Origin of the sequence: Bacteroides muris (ex Afrizal et al. 2022) (genome assembly GCF_004793475.1) — a bacterium.
Taxonomy (GTDB): domain Bacteria; phylum Bacteroidota; class Bacteroidia; order Bacteroidales; family Bacteroidaceae; genus Bacteroides; species Bacteroides muris.
Genome location: NZ_SRYZ01000139.1, coordinates 1 through 474, shown reverse-complemented (window position 1 = coordinate 474; position 474 = coordinate 1). Strand labels below are relative to the sequence as shown.

The 474-nt window shown below is 44.9% G+C and carries 1 protein-coding gene; it reads right to left on the bottom strand.

From position 1 onward, the window contains the following. The coding region (locus E5355_RS19235) for a transposase (RefSeq protein WP_136011573.1) at nt 1-474 on the bottom strand (474 nt) is incomplete at both ends.

Genomic DNA, 474 nt, shown 5'->3' with positions numbered 1-474 from the left:
AGGAATTACGTTCTCCAAGGACTTCAAGGTGATTGTCGTATTCCATCAGCTTGTCACGATACCCTTCAAGTTCCCTGACCTGTTTCTTCTTTTCACGCAGAGCTTTCTTTTGTTCCTTGTCCTGTGTTACAGGCTGGTGTTCCAGCACTTCTTTGAGTTCATCCACTATATTAGAGAGCATGGAGGGAGTCAACTCAACGGAGGTGTCTTTTACAGAGTTCTCCTGTACAATGGCTTCATCCACCTGCTCTAGAAGGATGCGAACCTTATTCAGCAACCTTGTACGGTTCTTTTCGACTGTCTTGCGCCAGACAAAAGTATATTTGTTGGCCTTGGACTCAATCTTGGTGCCGTCGATATACTCCACGTCAAGACTGATGAAACCCTTATCGGCAAGGACAAGAACCAACTGCGTGAAAACGTTGTTTATCTCCTCCTTTACACGGTTACGGAAACGGTTGATGGTTATGAAAT